Genomic DNA, 15,418 nt, shown 5'->3' with positions numbered 1-15,418 from the left:
TTTATCAAGTTAAATATGCTGTTGGCTGATTTTGTACTAATTATCCACTTTTTCTATGTGTTGTTTGTCGTTGCCAGCTTGCCTGTCATCTGGTTGGGTGCGTGGTTTAAGCTGGCGTTTGTCAGAAACCCTTGGTTTCGTTATCTACATCTTGCCGCCATTTTATTCGTCGTGGCTGAATCCTTGCAGGGTGTCGTTTGCCCGTTAACATTATGGGAAAATACATTGCGTCAGATCGAAACAAACAGTAGTTTTATTCAGCAATGGCTGCATAAAATCATGTTTTATACTGTGCCTGAAGGCTTGTTCACAGTAGTTTATGTTCTGTTTGCTGGCTTGGTTGCCGCAACTTTCAAATGGGTACCGCCGGAACCTCGTAAAAATCTTCCCTGATTATCTTGAAGCAAGGCGGCTGTCGTTCGTTTCTTCTGAATCGGATATCAGCATTTCTTCAATGGTGGGTTCAAATACTTCTTCATCAAATGCGGTGTCGCCGTCGATTACCGGCTCCCCTCGAGCTTTTAAGTTGAAAAAATCATACCGGGATGCATCTGCCAGATGCGATAGCTGAATATTTTGTATGGAGCGAAACATCGTTTCCAATCTGCCGGGAAATTTTTTATCCCATTGTTGCATCATTTCTTTGATGGCTTGGCGCTGCAGGTTTTTTTGCGATCCGCACAGGTTGCAGGGAATAATCGGAAAATTTTCTGCTTCAGCATAAGCGGCCAAATCTTTTTCTTTGCAGTAAGCCAGCGGCCGGATAACAATGTGTTTTCCGTCATCGCTGACCAGTTTGGGCGGCATGGCTTTAAGTTTTCCGCCATAAAACATGTTAAGAAACAAGGTTTCAAGAATGTCATCCCGATGATGGCCCAGTGCTATCTTGGTGGCGCCCAATTCACTGGCAACGCGATATAACACGCCGCGACGCAAGCGTGAGCAAAGACTACAAGTGGTTTTTCCTTCTGCAATGACACGTTTTACGACACTATAGGTATCTTGTTCAACGATACGATAAGGCATACCGATATCAGTCAGATAGCCCGGCAGCACTTGTTCAGGAAAACCAGGCTGCTTTTGGTCCAGATTAACCGCTATCAGCTCAAATTCTAACGGAGCATGGGCTTGTAAATTGCGCAGAATATCCAGCAAGGCATAACTATCCTTACCGCCGGACAAGCACACCATGATCCGGTCACCGGCTTCGATCATGTTGAAATCAGCAATGGCTGTTCCTACTTGCCGTCTTAAGCGTTTGTGGAGCTTATTGGTATTATACTGTTGTTTTTTTTGCATTATCTCGGCAAGTTGTGAGGAAGATAGGGATTATTTTTTGCACTGAGCAGACGCTATGGGTCTTGTGGCAGAATATTAGACAAATGAGATGGAACAATTTAGCATAGCTAGATTCTAAGCAAGACGGATAAACGAGTTCGGGAATTATTTTTTAGGAGAATTCTATGAACAGGATTATACCATTTGTGACCTTGGTCTTGTTTTCAACCCATTGTTACTCGAGTGCAAGCTATCTCACTAGTGAAATTGATATTGGTAAATCGGGTGATTCAAGTAAGGTGTCGCGGACCATTAGGTTGACTCAGGTGGATAATATGTTTTTACCTTCTGAAATTACGGTCAAAGAAGGCGAAACGATCCAGTTTATTATAAAAAATGGCGGCAACAGAAAACATGAGATGTTGATGGGTTCAATGGCAGATCTGAAGAAAACTGCTAATATGCGGCGCATGTTTCCTGAAAAGGTTCATTCTGAAGCACATTTGGTACAATTGGAACCCGGTGAACAAAAAGAATTTATCTGGCAGTTTACCAGTGCGGGAACCATTAATTTTGCCTGTCCGTTGCCAGGTCATTTTAAGCAGATGCATGGAACAATAACTGTGGAGAAGAAATGAAAATACGAGTAAGTACCCTATTAGCTGGATCAATCATTGCTGTCAGTTTGCTGAGCATTGCTTCACAAGCGGCTGCTACAGCGACCGTTGACGTTTATAAAAGCCCGACCTGTAAGTGCTGTGCTAAATGGGTCGATCATATGCGCGAACACGGTTTTACCGTAAAAACACATGACGTTGGTAATAAAGAAATAAGAATAAAATCAGGCATTTCTGAATCGCTGGGTTCGTGCCATACGGCATTGGTTAACGGCTATGCGATCGAGGGGCATGTGCCAGCGCCTGATATTCTACGCTTGCTCAAAGAAAAACCTAAAGCAGTTGGACTGGCTGTACCGGATATGCCGCACGGAACCCCTGGTATGGAAGGTGCTCGTAGTGATCCTTATAATGTTTTATTGATTAAAGAACGCGATGAAGCACGCAAGGATACGACTATTTATAACCGCTATGACCCCTATGCAAAGAAAGCCGAGCAATCACAGCCAGCCGATTCCGAGTCGGAGAAGAGCGGTTCAATCATGCGTTTAAAGTAATCGTAATTTTTTCATGATAATACGTATGTTTCTGCTGTATGGTGTAGTGGCACTGCTATTGGGTTGTGGCGATTCTGCACCATTCAGCGCGCTATCCGGGCAACCTCGGATCGATCATAAAACGGGTTTGGTCAAACGAAATTTTGATCAAGCGCAAATCAAACGGGGTGAAAGCGTTTATGCTGCAAATTGCGTTGGCTGTCATGGACCCAATGGAGAAGCGACACCGGATTGGCGCAAACCCGGTGCGGACGGAAAATATCCGCCGCCGCCATTGGACAGTACCGCACATGCCTGGCATCATTCGACAGAAGTCTTGAAGAAAACAATACTTAAAGGAACACCTCCAGATATTGGCTCCATGCCGGCCTGGGAAGGCAAGTTGACGGAGCAGCAAGTCGATGATTTGATTGTCTGGATAAAGTCTTTATGGTCAGATGAAATTTATGACATCTGGTATAAGAATTTTGAAGGCAAGTAATCGGTAATGGTTTATACCTATACCCCTGCCAACTGGATTTAATCTTAAGCGGGGGGGGTGAAATTGATCGAGCAAAATGGTGCTTGAGCCTGAAAAAGTTGCTTGTAAGAACGGTCGAATTGATACCCTCATACAAATTTATTCTTCTGCTTTGTTCTCCAGTGAATTAATTTGATCAAAGATTTCTTTTCTTTCACTCTCCAGTTCAGTATAGCGTGCTTTTAAGCGATCCAAATCATCGGTATATTTTTTAATCCGATCAGCTTTTTCCTGTTTTTCCTGAATTAATTCCTCATATTTTGGAATCGGTATACTTTTCGAGGCTGGACTGGGCGGTATCGTGATCGGTAGCGGCGCATCTATTTCATTACGGCGTAATTCTTGAATCATCAGAAACTGCTGATATGTGGATTGTGATTCTTGTTGTATGCGGGCTAATGTTTTCTCCAGCTGTCGTATCTGTGCTGCCGCATCAGCCCAAACTGGGGTGGATAGAGCCAGCAATAACAATAAAAGAATTGTTCGCATAATGAATAAGTGTTTATTGATAAAGGAAAACATTTTGGATTTTTAGGCGGATGCTAGAGTATGTGTTACCCTACATCCAGAATTATTCTACACTTCCTTGACCAAATGAGTTAATGATTCATTACACGAATCATTGTGATGGCTGGTAATAGTCTTATAGAGGCGTGTCTTTTCAAATAAGGTGATAAGTTATTGTAGTCATCGATATGAATAGCTTTATGACGATCGAGTAATAGCACAAAGAATATCGATTTACATAACGGGTTGGATGGAAAGCTTTCTATAACTATCATCGCGTTAATTTCTCTCCCGGTGAGGAAATACCCTATGAAATGTTAAGAAATGAGTCTGATTTCTAACATTTTTTCGGCAGCCTTAGTCCCGAATCATTGCACAAACCAGAGAAACGGAGCGCTTTGTGTGCTGGCGCACATACTGGTTGTGCTATCCCTGTAATACTTCAACTTTGATTTTAGTGAATACTTACCGGAGAACTTTACCATGACACAACTTAATAACCGTTTTTCCACTTTCTTCTTAATTGCGCTCATGGCTTTATTATTGGGTTGCGCTTCAACGTCCAAGCAAGAGGGGACTGGAGAATATTTTGATGATACTGTTGTTACCACAAAGGTCAAAGCGGTGATTCTCAACGAACCTTCGCTGAAATCCGCAGAAATCAATGTCGAAACTTTCAAGGGTGTCGTTCAACTTAGTGGCTTCGTCAATTCCCAGGCTGATATCAATAAAGCAGTCGAAGTGGTAAGCAAAGTCGGTGGTGTAAAATCTGTCAAAAATGACATGCGGGTTAAGTGAGGGTAGAGCGTTGTATTGGTTAATTATCCATGCGGACAGATGCCGAACAGAAAATACCCATATATTTTTTATCATCGCACCCGGATCGTCATTCGTAGCAGGCTATCGGGTTGGATGAGTGCAGAGCTGCAAGCAGAAGATTTTCCGCACAACGTTTAGACCCTTCATAGCCGCAGCGGCTGGATTATCTTCCTATAACCACACCACCCTGTTGGGAAACTCTAAAGCTTTCCTGATTGTGTGCGTGTGGTTTTTGATCTAGTTTCACTGCAAGTGAGCATTCTTTAGCTACCTGACGAGCGATTTTTTCTAGGATATTTGTGTATGATAAAGATCTGTAATTCACATTTTGCCAACAAGACTACTCCGCTCCCCTTCATTTCTGCACTTAATTCTGCTTGGATATACAGTTTTTCAAGAGACTTTAAGTTAGTTACCTATCCATTAAATCATTGGTTTTATCGAGAGATGTGCAGTGATGTTCCTATCCAACGCGGAACATATTTCTAAATGGACACCAAGTATATTCGTATCTTCCAGTATTTGCGCCAATTGAGGGCGAATTTGCGTGATGGCGGCATTCCGCTAACGCACTCTTTTAATGAGCCGCCGCTTCGGTCGGAATTGTTCAGTGCCGATCAAATGGAGCAGCATGGCAAACATCTCGCAGCCATGCACAAATTAACCCAAAAACGCCCGCGGGATCAACTAATGACGCGATTGGCGGCGAATGAAGTTGTTTTAACCGGCGTCTGTGGTCGACTCACGACGGCGGTAAAAGCCAACCAGCAGATTACGCCGGCCAGCGAATGGCTGCTCGATAACTTTTATCTGATCGAAGAGCAGATCCGCACCGCCAGGCGTCACATGCCTAAGGGATATAACCAAGAGCTACCGCGTTTGTTGAACGGCCCATCAGCCGGTTTGCCGCGTGTGTACGATATTGCGTTGGAGATCATTTCACACGGAGATGGGAGGATAGACTCGGAAAATCTCAGTCGTTTCGTCGCGGCCTATCAAACCGTTAGCGCGCTCAAATTAGGTGAATTATGGGCTATCCCCATCATGCTGCGGTTGGCGCTGATTGAGAATCTGCGGCGTGTTGCCGTTCGCATCGCCGCCGACAGAGTTGATTGCGACCTGGCTTGCGCGTGGGCGGAGCAAATGATGGCGGTAGCGGAGAAGGATCCGAAGAGCTTGGTGCTGGTGATCGCAGACATGGCGCGCTCGCAACCACCAATGTCGAATCCATTCGTATCGGAATTTACGCGCCGTCTGCAAGGACAAAGCCTTGCTTTGGCACTGCCATTGACCTGGATTGAGCAAGTGCTTGCCGAATCAGGATTGACCATCGAGCAATTGGTGCATACCGGAAACCAACTTCAGGCTGCCGACCAGGTTTCTATCAGCAACAGCATTGGCAGCTTGCGCTTTCTGGGTGCGATGGATTGGCGCGATTTCGTCGAAAGCATGAGTATTGTCGAGCAAACATTGCGCGAAGATCCGAATGATGCCCACGCCAAGATGGATTTTGCCAGTCGCGACCGTTATCGTCATGCGATTGAAAAAATTGCGAAGCGGAGTTCCTTTACTGAAGCTGAGGTCGCTCGATGTGCGATCCAGCTTGCGCAAGCGGCGCATCCGGATAGCGACGAACGTGCAACGCATGTCGGTTTCTATCTGGTCGACCGTGGTTTGCACGAACTTGAAGCACGGGTACAGGTACGTCCTTCTGTTACCGAAAAAATCATGAAAATTGGGTCGCAACGCGCATTGGGCATATATCTTGGCGCAATCGCTTTACTTACACTGCTTTTCAGTGCCGGTTTGATAACCGTTGCATACGCCCAGGGTGCGCCTGATGCGTTGCTGGTACTGATCGGCATACTCGGATTGCTGGCCACCAGTCAGTTGGCGCTTGCTCTAGTGAATTGGCTGGCGACTTTGTTCGTGCAACCGCAACCTCTGCCGCGCATGGATTTTTCCGCTGGCATCCCGGTGCAATCGCGAACATTGGTCGTTGTGCCAACGATGCTTACACATCCGCAAAACATCGATAACCTGGTCGAAGCATTGGAAGTGCGCTTTCTGTCGAACCAGGACGACAATCTGTATTTTGCGCTATTGACCGATTTTCGCGATGCGCACGAAGAAACCCTCGCTGATGACGAATCACTGTTGCAACTGGCTCAGACAGGGATTGAGGCGCTGAATGTAAAATATAGCACGGCAGAAAAAAGTATTTTTTTCCTATTTCATCGGCCACGCCGCTGGAATCCGCAAGAACGTATGTGGATGGGTTACGAGCGTAAACGCGGCAAGCTTGCGGATTTGAATGCATTACTGCGCGATGAGACGCACAGTAATGCCGCTAAACGTTTTTCACGCATCGTCGGCGATACCGCATGCTTGGTGAACGTGAAGTATGTAATTACCCTGGATACGGATACGCAGCTACCGCGTGACGTCGCGCGACAGTTAGTAGGCGCCATGGCGCATCCGCTGAATCGTCCGCGCTACGACGAACAACAGCAACGCGTGTGTGAGGGCTACGGCATTCTTCAACCGCGCGTCAGCGTGAGCTTGGAAGGCACCAACCGTTCACATTATGCGCGATTGCACGGTGGCGAAGTCGGCATTGACCCCTATACCCACGCCATCTCCGATGTCTATCAGGATGTGTTTGGCGAAGGCTCGTTCATCGGCAAAGGCATTTATGAAGTGGATGCATTCGAGCGCGCATTGAGTGCACGCTTTCCCGAGAATCAGATTCTCAGCCACGATTTGCTGGAAGGGTGTTATACGCGTGCTGGCTTATTGAGCGATGTAAATTTGTATGAGGATTATCCTGCACATTACAGCGTGGATGTGAGCCGCCGGCATCGCTGGATACGGGGCGATTGGCAATTGCTGGGTTGGCTGCTGCCAAGCATTCCCGGTCCGGGTACGCTGCGGCTGAATAACTCGCTCTCGCGGCTATCACAATGGAAATTGTTCGACAACTTGCGGCGCAGTCTCGTGCCGATGGCACTGACAGTACTGTTGTTGTTAGGCTGGGCGGTGCTGGCATCACCCTGGCTTTGGACTTTGGCAGTGATCAGTATTATCCTGATTCCGCCCTTGATCACCCCAATTCTGGATCTATTTAACAAACCGTGCGATGTATTGTTAAGGCAGCATTTTGCCGTCGTACTTGACTCGACTACCCAGCGCTTGGCGCAAGCGGCTTTTAATCTAACCTGCCTTCCCTACGAGGCCTACTTCAGTATCGATGCGATCGTACGCACAATAGGACGCATGTTGTTCACGCGTAGACGGCTGCTCGAATGGAACCCATCGGGCGAAGTGGCGCGTAGCAGCCGCACGGATTTTCCCGCTACGTTACGTACGATGTGGATTGCGCCGCTAATTGCCATGGCAGCAACATCTTATCTGCTGCTGTTCAAATTCGCGGTGCTCGCGGTCGCTGCGCCTATCCTGTTGCTGTGGTTGGGTTCGCCCGCGATTGCCTGGTGGATAGGTCAGCCGATTGCACGCCGCAAAGCACGGCTAACGCTTGAGCAAACCATTTTTCTGCGTAAAGTGTCACGCAAAACCTGGGCGTTCTTCGAAACTTTTGTCGGCCCGGAAGATAACTGGTTGCCGCCGGATAATTATCAGGAATATCGCGGCGCCGCAGTTGCACATCGCACATCGCCGACCAATATTGGGATGGCACTCCTGGCGAACTTAACGGCATATGACTTCGGTTATATTCCGGCCGGGCAACTTATCGAGCGTACTGAGCATACGCTTGACACCATGCAAATACTGGAGCGGCATCGCAGTCACTTCTACAACTGGTACGACACACAATCATTGAAACCGCTGCATCCGGCATATATTTCGACGGTGGATAGCGGTAACCTAGCAGGCCATTTATTAACCTTGCGGCCGGGGCTGACCGCGCTTGCCGATGACAAAATCCTGAACACACGCTGGTGCCACGGTCTCCGCGACACGCTGGGAATTTTGGCGGATGCGATGAGAAACATTCCATCGGAATTGCTCACCCAATTACAAACTGATATCGAATCGACATGCAACTCTCCGCCAACCACGCTGGCACTGACATGGCAATACCTTGACCGGCTGGCGAGACGCGCAGAGGAGCTTGCCGATAGCCTTGACGCTACCTCGACAGCGTTGTTTCAAACAGGAAGCGTGCTCGCATTAGCTGAAGAAAGAGAACGCAGGCTGCACGCGGAAACCGGAGGATACCTAAAGGCGGATGAAGATTCCACGCACCACCCAACGCTGGATCATGCCAGCGCAGTCGTCTCTGAGATAACTTCCGAGAATGACGCCAATTGGTGGGCACATACGCTGGTCCGGCAAAGCCGTGCTGCTCTTGACGAACTGACGTTTCTTGCTCCTTGGTTAATGTTGCCGGCCGCACCGGGTGGATCGATTGAGGATCTCAGCATCACCGCAATTCCTACATTGCGAGAGATGATCGGCATCGGGGATAGCTTGCTGCCGATCATCGAACAGCGAATCATCAGCAGCGCGGCACCCGCAGAACGCGAATGGCTGCACGCGTTTCAACAATCTGTCACACAAGCCGCTTTACGCGCCAACGAAAGGATTTCAGCAATCGAACGATTGGCCTTGCAAGCCGAAGAGTTCTCATACATGGAATATGATTTCCTGTACGACAAGGCATCGCGTCTGCTGGCGATTGGTTATAACGTGAATGATTCGCGACGGGATGCCAGTTGCTACGATCTGTTGGCTTCGGAAGCCAGATTGATCAATTTCGTTGCGATCGCACAGGGACAAGTGCCGCAGGAGAGCTGGTTTGCCTTGGGGCGTCTGCTCACGACCATCGGCGGCGAACCCGTTCTTTTATCATGGAGCGGCTCGATGTTCGAGTACCTGATGCCGCTCCTGGTGATGCCGAACTTTGATAATACGTTGCTCGACCAGACCTATAAGGCGGCGGTTCAGCGGCAGATCGAATATGGACGGCAGCTCGGCATACCGTGGGGTATGTCAGAGTCAGGCTATAACCTGGTCGACGTTCATCTCAACTACCAGTACCGGGCATTTGGTGTGCCGGGTCTGGGATTAAAACGCGGACTTGCCGATGATTTGGTCATTGCACCCTATGCCACCGTGTTGGCGCTAATGGTGGCGCCCGAGGAAGCATGCCTGAATCTGCAACAATTGACGATGGAAGGTTTGGAAGGAAAGTTTGGTTTTTATGAAGCCATTGATTACACACCATCCCGTCAACGACGTGGGGAATCAGGCACAGTGGTGCGATCATATATGGCACATCACCAGGGGATGAGCTTGCTCTCCCTGGCCTATTTGCTGTTGGATCGCCCGATGCAGAAGCGCTTCGAGTCGGATCCACTGTTCCAGGCAACCTTGCTGCTACTCCAGGAGCGGATTCCTAGGGCTATGGCGTTCTTCCCGCGCACGGCTCAATTATCTGATATTCGACCGACTTCCACTGCGCCGGAAGCATCGATTCGTGTTTTTAACAGCGCCAATACACCAATACCGGAAGTGCAATTGCTATCCAACGGCCGCTATCACGTGATGATTACCAATTCCGGTGGCGGTTATAGCCGATGGAAGGATCTTGCCGTTACCCGCTGGCGCGAAGACACGACTTGCGACCACTGGGGATCGTTCTGTTATTTGCGCGACGAGAGCAGCGGGGAATTCTGGTCTACTGCGCATCAGCCGACATTGAAACAGCCGCAGCATTACGAAGTGATTTTCTCCGAAGGCCGTGCCGAATTTCGCCGGCGCGATAACGATTTCGAGACGCATACTGATATTGTGGTGTCGCCGGAAGATGATATCGAACTACGCCGCTTGCGCATCACTAACCGCGCCCGCGCCCGTCGAACCATAACGGTGACGAGTTACACCGAAGTGGTGCTGACCGAATCCACCGCCGATGAACTGCATCCCGCTTTCAGTAAGCTATTTGTGCAGACCGAGATTGACGAGCAACACCACGCCATACTCTGCACGCGCCGCCCGCGTTCACGTAGCGAACAAACGCCGTGGATGTTTCACCTGATGACGGCAAACGGGACAGACATCGATGCCATTTCCTACGAGACGGATCGATCACAATTCATCGGTCGCGGCCGCACTACCGCCGATCCACAAGCGTTAGCCGGCACGCTATCCCGGCAGCTCTCCGGTAGCCAGGGTTCGGTGCTGGATCCAGTTGCCGCCATCCGCTATGCCATCACGCTAGATCCGGATCAAACACTCACCATCGATATGATAAGCGGTATGGCAGAAACACGAGCTGGTGCATTAGGTCTGGTGGAAAAATATCAGGATCGGCGGTTTGCGGATCGTGTTTTTGATGTCGCTTGGACACATGCGCAAGTGGTATTGCGCCAGCTCAATGCCAGTGAGGCCGATGCGCAACTCTATGGACGTTTAGCCAACTCTGTGCTTTATACCAACGCCTTGCTGCGCGCCGATACCGAGATTTTGCTGCAGAATCGCCGCGGGCAATCCGGTTTGTGGGGTTATGCCATTTCCGGCGATCTGCCGATCGTACTGTTGCAGATCAGCGATGCAAGCAATATCGAACTGGTGCGGCAGTTGGTGCAAGCTCACGCGTATTGGCGTTTGAAGGGGCTAGCGGTGGATTTGGTGATCTGGAACGAAGATCGCGCTGGCTACCGGCAACTGCTTCAGGATCAGATTATCGGTTTGATTGCGGCGGGCATCGAAGCGCATGTCATTGACAGACCGGGCGGTATTTTCGTGCGGCACGCGGAACAAATATCAAACGAAGATCGTATTTTGTTCCAATCGGTCGCACGTGCCATCATAGCTGACAGCCGGGGAACGCTGGCGGAACAGATTAATCACCGTAGCATCAGGAATGTACAAATGCCGCGTTTCCGGCCAAGCCGAAGCCGCCGCGCCGATCTTCCAGCCGGTAGCGTGCTGCCGCGGCGCGATCTGATTCTGCACAATGGGCTGGGCGGTTTTACCGCGGACGGGCACGAATACATCATTACTACCACAGCCGCACAAGTGACGCCCGCACCATGGGCGAATGTGCTGGCGAATCCGCATTTTGGTACAGTTATTTCCGAGAGCGGTCAGGCTTATACCTGGAGTGAGAATGCACACGAGTTTCGCCTCACACCCTGGCATAATGATCCGGTATCCGATGCAAGCGGCGAAGCTTTTTACCTACGCGATGAAGAAAGCGGTCATTTTTGGTCACCCACACCACTACCCTGCCGTGGTGCAGATGCGTATGTCAGCCGGCATGGATTCGGCTACAGTGTGTTTGAACATACAGAAGGCGGCATTATCTCCGAGCTGTGGGTATACGTGGCCATGGATGCAGCCGTCAAATTCTCGGTATTGAAAGTACGTAATGCATCCGGCCGGTCACGGCGGCTCTCCGCGACCGGCTACGTGGAGTGGGTGCTGGGCGATTTGCGTCCGAAATCGACCATGCACGTGACGACTGAAGTGGATTCGGTTAGCGGTGCGTTGTTCGCACGCAATCCTTACAATACAGAATTCGCCGACCGGATTGCTTTCTTCGATGTCGATGAGCCCAACCGTTCAATTAGTTGCGACCGTGCTGAATTCATTGGACGTAACGGTTCGCTTAAAGATCCGGCGGCGATGGCACGCACCCGGCTTTCCGGCAAGACAGGCGCGGCACTCGATCCCTGCGCCGCGATCCAGATCAACTTCAATTTGGCTGAAGGGCAAGAACGCGAGATTATTTTCCGCTTAGGCCAAGCTGGAAATCACGATATCGATGGCGCGCGTGCACTGGTACATCGTTTCCGCGGATCGGCAGCAGCAGACGCCGCCCTCAAAGCGGTATGGCAGTATTGGAACCATGCCCTTGGCGCAATCCAGGTGGAAACTCCAGATGCATCTCTTAATGTGCTGGTCAATGGCTGGCTGGTTTATCAGACGCTTGCCTGCCGTCTGTGGGCACGTAGCGGCTATTATCAATCGGGCGGTGCCTTCGGCTTCCGTGACCAATTACAGGATGTGATGGCGCTGGTTCACGCCGAACCGCAACGCGTGCGTGAGCAAATAATGCTATGCGCCGCACATCAGTTTGTGGAAGGAGACGTACAGCATTGGTGGCATCCCCCATCAAACCGCGGCGTACGAACCCGTTGCTCCGACGATTATCTCTGGTTGCCGCTGGCGGTGTGCCGATATGTTCTGTGCACCGGTGATACCAGTGTGCTTGATGAATCCATTTCTTTCCTCGAGGGCCGCCCAGTCAGTCCCGAGGATGATTCCTATTACGATCTGCCCGGATACTCCGCCGAATCGGCCAGTTTGTACCAGCATTGTGTACGCGCCATCCGGCATAGCCTAACATTTGGCGAACATGGCCTGCCGCTGATCGGCTCCGGAGACTGGAACGATGGCATGAACCTGGTGGGCTTGCACGGCAAAGGCGAAAGTGTTTGGTTGGGCTTTTTCCTATATGACGTATTGATGCGCTTTGCTGAACTGGCACAGCGGCAGGGTGACGTGACATTTGCCGAACAATGCCAGACCGAAGCCGCGCAATTGCGCCAACGTATTGAGCAAACCGCCTGGGATGGAGCATGGTACCGCCGCGCTTACTTTGATGACGGCACACCCCTGGGGTCGGCGGCCAATACCGAATGTCAGATTGATTCGATTTCGCAAAGTTGGTCGGTACTCTCCGGCGCAGGTGAGCGTGTGCGTTCGCGCATGGGTATGGATGCTGTATATGCCCGTTTGGTGCAGCATGATCATGCACTGATCCAGCTCCTCGATCCGCCGTTTGACACATCGGATATGGATCCAGGCTACATTAAAGGTTATGTTCCCGGTGTGCGCGAAAACGGCGGGCAATACACGCATGCCGCCATCTGGACCGCAATGGCATTTGCAGCTTTGGGCGACAGCCAGCGTGCATGGGAATTATTGGCCATGATTAACCCGGTGAATCATGGAAAATCCGCAGCAGGTGTGGCGATTTACAAAGTCGAGCCCTATGTCGTTGCTGCTGATGTGTATGCGGTTTCACCGCATGCCGGCCGCGGTGGATGGAGTTGGTATACAGGCTCCGCTGGCTGGATGTACCGGCTGATTGTGGAATCCCTGCTCGGCTTGAGGCTGGAAGTGGATAAACTGCACTTTACGCCTTGCCTGCCTGCTACCTGGCAAACATTCAAGTTGCATTACCGCTATCGGGAGACCGTCTATCATATCGCTGTATCACAAACGGATACTGGCGATGCGATGCAAAACAGCACGATGCACGTAGCGGTGGATGGCATCGAATGTCCCGATAAAATAATTCCACTGATCGACGATCGCCTGGAGCATACGGTAGAAGTGAAAATACACACAATGCTCGAACCGAACTCATCCATGAATATGTTGAACAAGGAACACGATGAAAGCGACGCAACAACTGCATGATCTCGGCCAAAGTGTTTGGCTCGATAACATCACCCGCGAATTGCTGACGAGCGGCATGCTGCGCCATTACGTTAACGAATTTTCAGTGACAGGTTTGACTTCCAATCCGACGATCTTTGACAAAGCGATCAAGGGTGCGGATTTCTACGATGCCGCCATCGATCAGAAAACTGCTGAGGGTAAATCGGGTGAGGCGTTATTCTTCGAGCTTGCCTTGGAGGATTTGACACAGGCTGCCGATCTGTTACGTCCGATTCATGATGCCACAGGCGGAATGGACGGGTGGGTGTCGCTGGAGGTATCTCCCTTACTAGCGGATGACACGGACGGCACCATCAAAGCCGCAGCAGCGCTTCATGACCGTGCACAGCGCCCCAATCTGTTTATCAAAATTCCAGGCACCCGTGCAGGCATTCCTGCCATCGAGGAGAGCATCTTCGCGGGGGTGCCGGTAAATGTCACGTTGTTGTTCTCGTGCGAGCATTATATGGCGGCTGCCAAAGCCTATATGCGGGGTATCGAACGGCGAATTGCTGCCGGTCTCGATCCAAAAGTCTTTTCAGTTGCATCAATTTTCGTCAGTCGCTGGGATACGGCCATCAAGGACAAAACTCCACAGGTTCTGCATAACCGCCTCGGTATCGCTATCGCCAATCGCGTCTACAAGTCCTACCGGGAATTGTTGGCCTCACCCCGCTGGCAAAAACTGGTTGCAGCCGGTGCATGGCCGCAACGCTTGCTCTGGGGCAGCACGGGCAGCAAAGATCCCGACGCGCCGGACACCTTATACATCGAGGCGCTCATGGCGCCGGATACCATCAACACGATGCCCGATAAGACACTGCTTGCTTTTGCCGAGCACGGCAAAGTAAAAGCAACTATGCCGTGCGATGGCGGTGATGCCGAAGCGGTGCTTGCCGCTTTTGCACGGGTTAATGTGGATGATGTGGTGCTCGCAGCTAAACTCCAGCGTGAAGGTGTGCAGTCGTTCGCAGAATCCTGGAACGATCTAATGGATTGCATTGCAACAAAAAATGTCATCCGTAAACAATCTCAACCCAGTGGGGTTAAGTCCTAGCAGTCGCAGGAGAAGCCGAACAGTTGTGCGAAGCATCGCATTAACGGATTTGTGTAATTGAACGGGTAGTGATCTATTTTTTAAAAGGAGAAACGGTATGCTTTTGACATTTACAATCTTTTCGGCCAATGTTTATGCCGATATCACCATGTTTAAAGGCGATGCGCTTACCTTGCTGAAAATGATGGGATACAGTGTTGCCGAGCCAGGCGCTATTCCGGCGGCAGATGTTCCTCAGGCACTAAGCCGATTAACAGCCACTATTGATGCGAAAAAAATCTCGTTACCGGTTAATGATGAAGATGCGGATGAATCATGGGTGAGTAAGGCAAATCGAGGATTACTATTAATTAATTTTTTTACTGATGCAGCCAAAACAGGCTGTGGCGTAATGTGGCGATAAATGCTCAGTCAGAGGTATCGACATGTTGATAAGGAAAATATAGCATGAAAGCGCAGCAGTGATCCGATCAACGAAGGGGTGAAAGCGTTTGCCAGAGACCGCCATGAATCCAGCTCAACACCCGGATAAACTCAATGACAAAAACGGGAAGCATGTTTCAGAGCAATTGCTGGAAATAGCGCG

General features: G+C 50.2%; 10 protein-coding genes. 8 read left to right on the top strand and 2 right to left on the bottom strand.

Annotated features, from left to right (window positions below):
- The first annotated feature begins 15 nt into the window (after nucleotides 1–15).
- Complete coding sequence (locus ACH10T_RS07985) at nucleotides 16–393, top strand: DUF2784 domain-containing protein (RefSeq protein ID WP_394808777.1); 378 nt, start codon at nucleotides 16–18, stop codon at nucleotides 391–393.
- On the opposite strand, the gene ttcA is transcribed toward ACH10T_RS07985, so the two are convergent.
- The gene (gene ttcA / locus ACH10T_RS07980) at nucleotides 394–1,299 is read right to left on the bottom strand and encodes a tRNA 2-thiocytidine(32) synthetase TtcA (protein ID WP_394808776.1); all 906 of its coding nucleotides are present in this window, start codon (nucleotides 1,297–1,299) and stop codon (nucleotides 394–396) included.
- Nucleotides 1,300–1,463: 164 nt separating this feature from the next.
- Between ttcA and ACH10T_RS07975 the strand changes: the two genes are divergently transcribed.
- From ACH10T_RS07975 to ACH10T_RS07965, 3 genes are read left to right on the top strand one after another with little or no spacing between them, the layout of a single operon-like run.
- A complete protein-coding gene (locus ACH10T_RS07975; protein WP_394808775.1) occupies nucleotides 1,464–1,916 on the top strand; it encodes a cupredoxin domain-containing protein in 453 nt (150 codons plus the stop codon).
- Nucleotides 1,913–2,452, top strand: a complete 540-nt coding sequence (locus ACH10T_RS07970) for a DUF411 domain-containing protein (RefSeq protein WP_394808774.1) — start codon at nucleotides 1,913–1,915, stop codon at nucleotides 2,450–2,452. Before ACH10T_RS07975 ends, ACH10T_RS07970 begins: the two co-directional genes overlap by 4 nt.
- 13 nt (nucleotides 2,453–2,465) lie before the next feature.
- Entirely contained in the window at nucleotides 2,466–2,933 is a 468-nt protein-coding gene (locus ACH10T_RS07965; RefSeq protein ID WP_394808773.1) for a c-type cytochrome, read from the top strand.
- Nucleotides 2,934–3,071: 138 nt separating this feature from the next.
- On the opposite strand, the gene ACH10T_RS07960 is transcribed toward ACH10T_RS07965, so the two are convergent.
- On the bottom strand, nucleotides 3,072–3,461 hold the full coding sequence (locus ACH10T_RS07960; RefSeq protein WP_394808772.1) for a hypothetical protein: 390 nt from the start codon (nucleotides 3,459–3,461) through the stop codon (nucleotides 3,072–3,074).
- Between the two features lie 501 nt (nucleotides 3,462–3,962).
- On the opposite strand from ACH10T_RS07960, the gene ACH10T_RS07955 reads away from it, so the two are divergent.
- The 4 genes from ACH10T_RS07955 to ACH10T_RS07940 all read left to right on the top strand — a co-directional run bounded on the left by ACH10T_RS07955 (nucleotide 3,963) and on the right by ACH10T_RS07940 (nucleotide 15,235).
- Nucleotides 3,963–4,277 carry a BON domain-containing protein gene (locus tag ACH10T_RS07955; protein WP_394808771.1) on the top strand — a complete coding sequence of 105 codons (315 nt, stop codon included), beginning with the start codon at nucleotides 3,963–3,965 and terminating at the stop codon, nucleotides 4,275–4,277.
- Nucleotides 4,278–4,787: 510 nt separating this feature from the next.
- Complete coding sequence (locus ACH10T_RS07950; protein ID WP_394808770.1) at nucleotides 4,788–13,754, top strand: GH36-type glycosyl hydrolase domain-containing protein; 8,967 nt, start codon at nucleotides 4,788–4,790, stop codon at nucleotides 13,752–13,754.
- Nucleotides 13,729–14,832: a transaldolase gene (gene tal / locus ACH10T_RS07945; protein ID WP_394808769.1), complete on the top strand. Its 1,104-nt coding sequence runs from the start codon at nucleotides 13,729–13,731 to the stop codon at nucleotides 14,830–14,832. The genes ACH10T_RS07950 and tal overlap by 26 nt, the downstream gene beginning before the upstream one ends.
- A gap of 97 nt (nucleotides 14,833–14,929) precedes the next feature.
- Entirely contained in the window at nucleotides 14,930–15,235 is a 306-nt protein-coding gene (locus ACH10T_RS07940; RefSeq protein ID WP_394808768.1) for a DUF1840 domain-containing protein, read from the top strand.
- Nucleotides 15,236–15,418 lie beyond the last annotated feature (183 nt).

The sequence above is a fragment of the Nitrosomonas sp. genome (assembly GCF_043753625.1).
GTDB lineage: Bacteria > Pseudomonadota > Gammaproteobacteria > Burkholderiales > Nitrosomonadaceae > Nitrosomonas.
The sequence above is the reverse complement of the archived record's forward strand: the minus strand, read 5'-3'. Positions and strand labels throughout refer to the sequence as shown.

Bases quoted from the DNA above. Each gene is read 5' to 3' on its own strand.
- ACH10T_RS07985 (WP_394808777.1), top strand. From the start codon at position 16: ATGCTGTTGGCTGATTTTGTACTAATTATCCACTTTTTCTATGTGTTG.
- ttcA (WP_394808776.1), bottom strand. From the start codon at position 1,299: ATGCAAAAAAAACAACAGTATAATACCAATAAGCTCCACAAACGCTTA.
- ACH10T_RS07975 (WP_394808775.1), top strand. From the start codon at position 1,464: ATGAACAGGATTATACCATTTGTGACCTTGGTCTTGTTTTCAACCCAT.
- ACH10T_RS07970 (WP_394808774.1), top strand. From the start codon at position 1,913: ATGAAAATACGAGTAAGTACCCTATTAGCTGGATCAATCATTGCTGTC.
- ACH10T_RS07965 (WP_394808773.1), top strand. From the start codon at position 2,466: ATGATAATACGTATGTTTCTGCTGTATGGTGTAGTGGCACTGCTATTG.
- ACH10T_RS07960 (WP_394808772.1), bottom strand. From the start codon at position 3,461: ATGCGAACAATTCTTTTATTGTTATTGCTGGCTCTATCCACCCCAGTT.
- ACH10T_RS07955 (WP_394808771.1), top strand. From the start codon at position 3,963: ATGACACAACTTAATAACCGTTTTTCCACTTTCTTCTTAATTGCGCTC.
- ACH10T_RS07950 (WP_394808770.1), top strand. From the start codon at position 4,788: ATGGACACCAAGTATATTCGTATCTTCCAGTATTTGCGCCAATTGAGG.
- tal (WP_394808769.1), top strand. From the start codon at position 13,729: ATGAAAGCGACGCAACAACTGCATGATCTCGGCCAAAGTGTTTGGCTC.
- ACH10T_RS07940 (WP_394808768.1), top strand. From the start codon at position 14,930: ATGCTTTTGACATTTACAATCTTTTCGGCCAATGTTTATGCCGATATC.